The organism is Mycobacterium sp., from assembly GCF_049280035.1.
Taxonomy (GTDB): domain Bacteria; phylum Actinomycetota; class Actinomycetes; order Mycobacteriales; family Mycobacteriaceae; genus Mycobacterium.
Genome location: NZ_JBAPPI010000163.1, coordinates 1 through 7,245 on the forward strand (window position 1 = coordinate 1; position 7,245 = coordinate 7,245).

The window sequence follows — 7,245 nt, forward strand, 5'->3', positions numbered from 1 at the left end:
GCCTGGGACGCTGCGACGACCGTGCCGGCGGTCGGCCGCGTCGCGGCGTGTTCTCGTGTGAAGTCATGACGCTTTCGCCGCCGAGTCTAGGCGGGCCCCGCGAGCCCAGTCGACGGCGTTCATCAACTTCTTGCCCGGCGCCTGGACTTGGCCCAGCCGCACCGGCTCGGACGCGGTGCCGATCCGCACGCTATGGCGGTCGACCTGAATATCGCCGGGTGACAACGACTTTAGAATGCTCGACACGTCGGCATCGACTTGCACCGGCCCGAGCTTGACCCGCAGGTCACCGATCAGCGTCCACGCGCCAGGATTTGGCGTGACGGCGCGGATTCGCCGCTCGACGACTTGGGCCGGCAGGTCCCAACGCACCCGAGCCTGCTCGACCGTGACCTTGGGCGCGATGCTGACCCCGTCGACCGGTTGTGGCACCGGTGTCAGCGTCCCGTCGGCGATACCGTCCAGGGTGGTTGACAGCAGCGCCGCACCCGAAATCGCCAGCCGCTCAAGCAGATCCCCCGCGGTGTCGGTCGGCCGTACCGCCTCGGTGACCACCCCGTATACCGGCCCGGAGTCCAGGCCCGATTCGATCTGGAACGTCGTGGCGCCTGTGACGGTGTCGCCCGCGGCAATCGCGGCCTGCACCGGGGCCGCCCCCCGCCAGGCGGGCAGCAGCGAGAAGTGCAGGTTGACCCAGCCGTGTGCCGGCACCGCGAGCAACTCGTCGCGGAGCAGCGCTCCGTAGGCCACCACCGGGCAGCAGTCGGGCGCCAACTCTGACAACTCAGCGACGAACTCGGCGGTGTTGGGCCGCCGCGGTCGCAACACCGGGATGCCCCGCTCCAACGCGAGACGGGCCACCGGCGACGGCTCCGGTTTGCCCCTGCGTCCGGCGGCGGCGTCGGGCCGGGTCAGCACCGCGACCACCTCGTGGCGCGGCGAGTCGATGAGACGGCGCAGCGCTGGCAGCGCGGGTTCGGGGGTACCGGCGAAGAGGAGGCGCACGGGCACAGTGTAGGAAGTAGTCGCAGCAACTGACCGATCTAGTGGAGTATGCCTTGACGTTGACCACAATCGCTGGGCTTCCCGCCCACGTGTTGCTCGTGCACGCCATGGTGGTGTTGGCGCCGTTGACGGCGCTGCTGGAAATTCTGTGCGCGCTTTGGCCGGCGGCGCGGCGGCGCCTTGTCTGGCTGATGCTTGCCTTCGCCGTTGTGACCACCGCGCTCACGCCGATCACCACGAATGCAGGCGAATGGCTGTACGACCGGGAACGGCATCATAGCGATATCTTGAACACCCACGCCGACCGCGGCGGCTGGATGATTTACTTTTCGATCGCGATGCTTGTCGTAGGCATCGTATTGGCGCTGGTGCACTGGCGTGAAAGCCGATCCGCCAAACCAGGGATGATGACCAACGTGGTGGTTGCGGTCCTCGCGATCGCGGTGGGCGCCGGCTCGATCGTGCAGGTGGTCCGCATCGGCGACTCCGGCGCGCGGTCGGTGTGGGCTAACGAACTGACCAAGTCGGACAAGCCGTAGTGCTTATCAAGTCGGGGTGAACTGGCCCAGGTCGTAGATGCCGAGGCTTTTCTCGATATCGGCCGCAGCTTCCGCTTTCCCCGTTATTGGTCATCTTCCGCAAGGCGTGGGATCAATCCGCCGGCCAACACATCCTTGACTTGCCGCGGCGAAAGACGATGCCGCACCGTGAAAGACGAATCCTTGGTGAGGTTGTCGACCTGCAACGTGTCGTTGTCGGCCAGCGTGTCGCGAAGCTTGGCGATGCGCAGCGTGTCGTCCTGGTCGATGGACTCGTAGTCGTCGGCGTTGTCGAACTCGAGCGCCAACACGCCGAAGTTGGCCAGGTTCTGCCAGTGGATGCGAGCGAACGACTTGGCGATGACCACCCGCAGCCCCAGGTAACGCGGCGCGATCGCGGCGTGCTCACGTGAAGAGCCCTGCCCGTAGTTCTCGCCACCGACGATGATGTGACCGGCTTCGCCGGCCTCGTGCGCCCGCTCGGGATACGACTCGTCGATCTGGGTGAAGCTGAACATCGCGAGCTTGGGAATGTTGGAGCGAAACGGTAGCGCCCGCGCACCGGCCGGCGAGATCTCATCGGTGGAGATGTTGTCGCCGACCTTGAGCAGCACCGGCGCCTCGATTTCGTCGGGCAGCGGCGAAAGCTCGGGCAGGCTGGACACGTTGGGCCCCTTCACCGGCTCGACTTGCTGCGCCTTGTCAGCGTCCAACGGTGGTACCAACATCGCGGTGTTGACCGAGCTGTGTTCGGGCACCTCGAGTTTCGGATAGTCCATTTTCACGTCGCGCGCCCACTCGCGGGGATCGGTGATCACACCCGTCAACGCCGAAGCGGCAGCGGTTTCCGGCGAACACAGCCACACCGAATCCTCTTTGGTCCCAGACCGGCCGGGGAAGTTGCGCGGCATCGTGCGCAGCGAGTTGCGACCGGTGGCCGGTGCCTGGCCCATGCCGATGCAGCCCATACATCCGGCTTGATGAATGCGTGCGCCGCCGACCACGAGATCGGTCACCGCGCCCATCTTCAGCAGATCGGCCAGGATCTCCCGCGACGTCGGGTTGATGTCGAAGCTGACGCCCGGGCATGTCTGGCGACCCGCCACCATCGCGGCCGCAATCGCGAAATCGCGAAGCCCTGGGTTGGCGCTCGATCCGATTACCGCCTGGGCGATCTCCTCGCCGGCCACCTCGGACACCGGGACGACGTTTCCCGGCGAGGACGGCTTGGCGATCAGCGGCTCGATCTTCGAGAGGTCGATGGTCTCGTCGACGTCGTAGTCGGCGCCGTCGTCAGCGAGCAGTTCCACCCAGTCGTCCTCGCGGTCTTCGGAGCGCAGGAAGTCGCGGACCGCCTCGTCGCTCGGGAAAACCGTTGTGGTGGCGCCGAGTTCGGCTCCCATGTTGGCGATCACATGACGGTCCATTGCGGTCAGGCTGGTCAGCCCCGGCCCGTAGTACTCAATGATCCGGTTCACCCCGCCCTTGACGTCGTGACGGCGCAGCATTTCGAGGATGACGTCCTTGGCTGAACACCATTCCGGCAGTTCACCTTCCAGGCGCACGCCCCACACCTCCGGCATGCGGATGTGCAGCGGTTGCCCGGAGATGGCCAGTGCGACCTCCAACCCGCCCACCCCGATCGCCAGCATGCCCAGCGAACCGGCAGCCGGGGTGTGCGAATCCGAGCCGACCATCGTCTTGCCGGGAATCCCGAAACGCTGCATGTGCGTTGGATGTGAGACCCCGTTGCCAGGCTTGGAGAACCACAGACCGAATCGTTGCGCGGCAGTGCGCAGGTATTCGTGATCCTCGGCGTTCTTCTCGTCGGTCTGCAACAGGTTGTGGTCGACGTACTGAACGCTCACCTCGGTGCGGGCGCGGTCGAGTCCGAGTGCCTCCAGCTCCTGCATCACCAGCGTGCCGGTCGCGTCCTGAGTCAGCGTCTGATCGATGCGGATCGCGATCTCGTCGCCCGGTGTCATCTCGCCGGATTCCAGGTGTGACTCGATCAGCTTGTGAGCGACAGTGAGGGGCATAGCCCAATGCGTACCCCGCGCGGCCCGCAGCCATGCGTGCCGCCTCTGCCCTCAATCAGCGGCAGATTTCTATGCGGTGATCTTCGCCTGTTCGTCGATGGTGATCGTCGCGGGTAGCGCCTGGCCGATCTGGTCTTCGAGGCAATCGGCGTTGAGCCGCAGCAGGTAGACGGCGTCGCCCGCCGCGATCACGACAGTTTTCTGCGCGACCGCTTTTGTCTGGCCATCTTGCACCCAGGTGCCGCCGAACTGGTAGGCGGGAAAACCGGAGAGGGTGGAAGTAGAACCGTCGCCCATGGGCTTAAACCCAGAGAGGTTTTTGAGTTCGCCCGGAGCGAGGTCGAGAAGCTTTTGCTGGTCGACATTACCGACGAGCTTGGATACCGTCGCCACGATACTGGGTGTGTATTTAGCAGCCTCTGGCCCGTTGTCGACGATGGCCCAGTAGGCCGTGGCCGGGGTCTCGGGGCCGGCGTCGGCCCAGCCGTCGGGAACTGGCAGGTTAATGGCCGGCGCGCCGGGATCACCGCGGTGGACCGGAGTATCGGTGATGCCGTTCTGCTGGATATAGCTGGCGATAGTTGGGTTAGGACCCGGGGCCATGGTGCGCGGCGCGACTTTTGCTTGCGTTTTAGCGGTAGTTGTTGTGGTTGCTTTGCCGATGGTTGTCGTGGTTGAGGTCTTATTCGACGCATTATTACTGCCCGAGGTGGAACCACATCCGACCAAGCCAATACCTAAAGCCACGATGGCGATCGCCACACCGTTGATTTCTGCTGTTCGCTTCATGGAATAGCTCCTGCCGATCAGGCTGCGCGGGTGGACGAGATAGTCGGCGGAGCATAGCCCGGATTGGGCATTAACCCAGGGCATTTCTCCGCGACGCCTTCTTGCTGGGCGGTGGTCGGTAACTTCCGACCTCGATCTGGCGCGATCTACGCGTTTGTGCTGATGTTTTGCGGTTTCAGTGGCCGCATGCTGGCTAGCATGAGCGAGATCGATCGACGCGCGGATACGCCCCTGGTGGACTGGAGCGAACTAGGCGTGAGCGGGCTGTTGCCGACGGGCACCGTGACGTTGCTGTTGGCTGACGTCGAGGGCTCCACGCGGCTGTGGGAAACCCAACCCGACGAGATGACCGCGGCGATCGCGCGCCTGAATCAGGTGGTGTCGGCGACTATCGCCGAACACGGTGGCGTACGGCCTGTCGAACAGGGTGAGGGTGACAGCTTCGTGGCGGCCTTCGCCCGCGCCTCCGACGCGGTCGGCTGCGCGTTGGAGTTACAGCGCGCCCCGCTGGCCCCGATCCGGTTGCGGATCGGGGTGCATACCGGCGAGATCCAGCTGCGCGATGAAGGCAACTACGCCGGCCCGACCATCAACCGCACCGCCCGACTGCGCGACCTGGGCCACGGTGGCCAGACCCTGCTGTCGGGCGTCACCGAAGCGCTAGTGCTGGACCGGCTTCCCGACGCTGCGTGGCTGACGGATATGGGCACTCACCCGCTGCGCGACCTGCCCCGCCCCGAGCGGGTGACGCAGTTATGCCACTCGGATCTGGTGAACGACTTCCCGCCGCTGCGCGAACCTAAAGCTGTTGTTGCACAACGTCTTCCAGTGCAGTTGACCAGCTTTGTGGGCCGTGACGCGGATATCGCCCAGGTGCGGGATCTGGTGGCCGATAACCGACTGGTGACATTGACCGGCGCCGGCGGAGTAGGCAAAACCCGGTTGGCAATCCAGATCGCGGGCCAGGTCGCCAACGAGTTCACCGACGGGGTCTGGTATGTGGATCTGGCGCCGATCACCGATCCCGAGGTTGTCCCGATCGCGGTGTCCCGCGCCCTGGGCCTGCCCGACCAGCCCGGCCGCTCCACCATGGCTACGTTGACCCGGTTTGTCGCCGATCGGCAGATGCTGGTGGTACTGGACAACTGCGAGCACCTGCTGGACGCGAGCGCGGAGGTGGTAGTCGCGCTGCTTGGCGCCGCTGCAGGGTTGACGCTGTTGACGACCAGCCGCGAGCCGATCGGCGTGGCCGGTGAACTGAGCTGGCGGGTGCCGTCACTGCCATTGGCCGACAAAGCCATCGAACTATTCACCGACCGGGCCTGCCGTGCTCGACCGGATTTCGTCGTCTCCGACGACAATGCCGCGACGGTGACCGAGATCTGTCGGCGCCTCGACGGAGTGCCGCTGGCGATCGAATTGGCGGCAGCAAGGGTGCGGGCGTTGTCGCTGACCGAGATCGTGGACAGCTTGCATGACCGATTCCGCCTGTTGACCGGTGGTGCGCGCACCGCGGTGCGCCGCCAGCAGACATTGCGCGCCTCGGTGGATTGGTCGCATGCGCTGTTGACCGAACCCGAGCGAGTGCTCTTTCGCCGGCTGGCCGCCTTCCTCGGCGGCTTCGACCTCGACGGAGCCCAAAGCGTATGTGGGGGTGGCGATGTAGAGCGTTATCAAGTGCTCGATCAACTCGCGCTGCTGGTGGACAAGTCACTGGTGGTCGCCGACGACAGCGGGGGTCGAACCCGCTATCGCCTGCTGGAGACGGTGCGCCAATACGCGCTGGAAAAGCTCGGCGAGTCAGGCGAGGCGGACAGCGTGCGCGCACGCCACCGTGACCACTACACGGCGATGGCGGCGCGGCTCGACGCGCCGGCCGGCGGTGATTATGAGAAGCAGATCGAACAGGCCAACATCGAGATCGACAACCTGCGCGCCGCGTTCGCGTGGAGCCGAGAAAACTCCGACCTCGACCTGGCATTGGCGCTGGCGTCGGCGCTGCAGCCGCTGTGGCAAGCGCGCGGCCGCCTCCGGGAAGGGCTGGCCTGGTTCGACGCCGCCCTCACCGACCTCGACGCGCACCACCCTGGGGTGACGCCTGCGGTGCGGGCGCGGGCGCTCGCCGATAGGGCCACACTCGGCCTATGGGTGGGCGGCACCGACAGCCCGGATCAGGCTCAGCAAGCCCTGGCGATCGCCCGCGAGGTGGATGACCCGGTCCTGCTGGTCCGGGCGCTCACCGCATGCGGCTATATCGCCGCCTACTTCGACGCAAAGGCGGCCGGCCCGTACTTGGCCGAGGCGATCGGCCTGGCCCGGGATTTGGGCGACAGGTGGAGGCTCACCCAGATCCTCGTCGCCCAAGTCGTCGCGGCACTCGCGGCGCATGACCCGATCGCGGCGCGCGCGGCCGCCGAGGAGGGACGCGATCTCGCGAACGCGATCGGTGACCGGTTCGACGCGCGCCGGTGCCGCTGGTACATCGGAATCGCACAGCTCTATCGGGGCGATCTGGCCGGAGCGGTAGCACAATTCGGCGCGGTGGCCGACGAGGCCGAGGCAGCTCACGATGAGATCTGGAGGGTGGATAGCCTCGTGGGCCTCGGCATCGCGCTGGCGCACCAGGGTGACTACGCGGTGGCCCGGGCCGCCGCCGATGCGGCCGTCGAGGCCACTGCCGAGCTGGGCGGGCTTAAAGCGGTCGCCGCCTACCACGTGTTCGCTGTTGCGGCCCTGGCCGCCGGCGATGCTACGACAGCGCAGGACGCGACCGAGGCGGGCCGGCCACTTGCGAACGCCGTGCCCCAGGCAACGGGGCTGCATCGAGTCCTCAGTGCGGAAGCCGCGCTTGCCGCCGGGGATCTGGTCGCGGC

General features: G+C 66.2%; 5 protein-coding genes. 2 read left to right on the forward strand and 3 right to left on the reverse strand.

Features of this window, described 5'->3' with window-relative positions; genetic code table 11:
* Nucleotides 1-63: 63 nt before the first annotated feature.
* Complete coding sequence (fmt, locus tag WAN71_RS05250; protein WP_422224317.1) at nucleotides 64-1,005, reverse strand: methionyl-tRNA formyltransferase; 942 nt, start codon at nucleotides 1,003-1,005, stop codon at nucleotides 64-66.
* A gap of 41 nt (nucleotides 1,006-1,046) precedes the next feature.
* Here fmt and WAN71_RS05255 point away from each other — a divergent pair, with 41 nt between their 5' ends.
* Nucleotides 1,047-1,544 (forward strand): DUF2231 domain-containing protein, encoded by a 498-nt coding sequence (locus WAN71_RS05255; RefSeq protein WP_422224318.1) that lies wholly within the window; start codon nucleotides 1,047-1,049, stop codon nucleotides 1,542-1,544.
* An 83-nt stretch (nucleotides 1,545-1,627) separates the two neighbouring features.
* On the opposite strand, the gene WAN71_RS05260 is transcribed toward WAN71_RS05255, so the two are convergent.
* Both WAN71_RS05260 and WAN71_RS05265 read right to left on the reverse strand, forming a co-directional pair.
* Nucleotides 1,628-3,583, reverse strand: coding sequence for an aconitate hydratase (locus tag WAN71_RS05260; protein WP_422224319.1), 1,956 nt, complete (start codon nucleotides 3,581-3,583; stop codon nucleotides 1,628-1,630).
* A 69-nt stretch (nucleotides 3,584-3,652) separates the two neighbouring features.
* Nucleotides 3,653-4,372, reverse strand: a complete 720-nt coding sequence (locus tag WAN71_RS05265) for an LpqN/LpqT family lipoprotein (RefSeq protein ID WP_422224320.1) — start codon at nucleotides 4,370-4,372, stop codon at nucleotides 3,653-3,655.
* Between the two features lie 255 nt (nucleotides 4,373-4,627).
* Here WAN71_RS05265 and WAN71_RS05270 point away from each other — a divergent pair.
* Nucleotides 4,628-7,245: ATP-binding protein (locus WAN71_RS05270; RefSeq protein ID WP_422224321.1), on the forward strand; the 2,618-nt coding region annotated here is incomplete at its 3' end.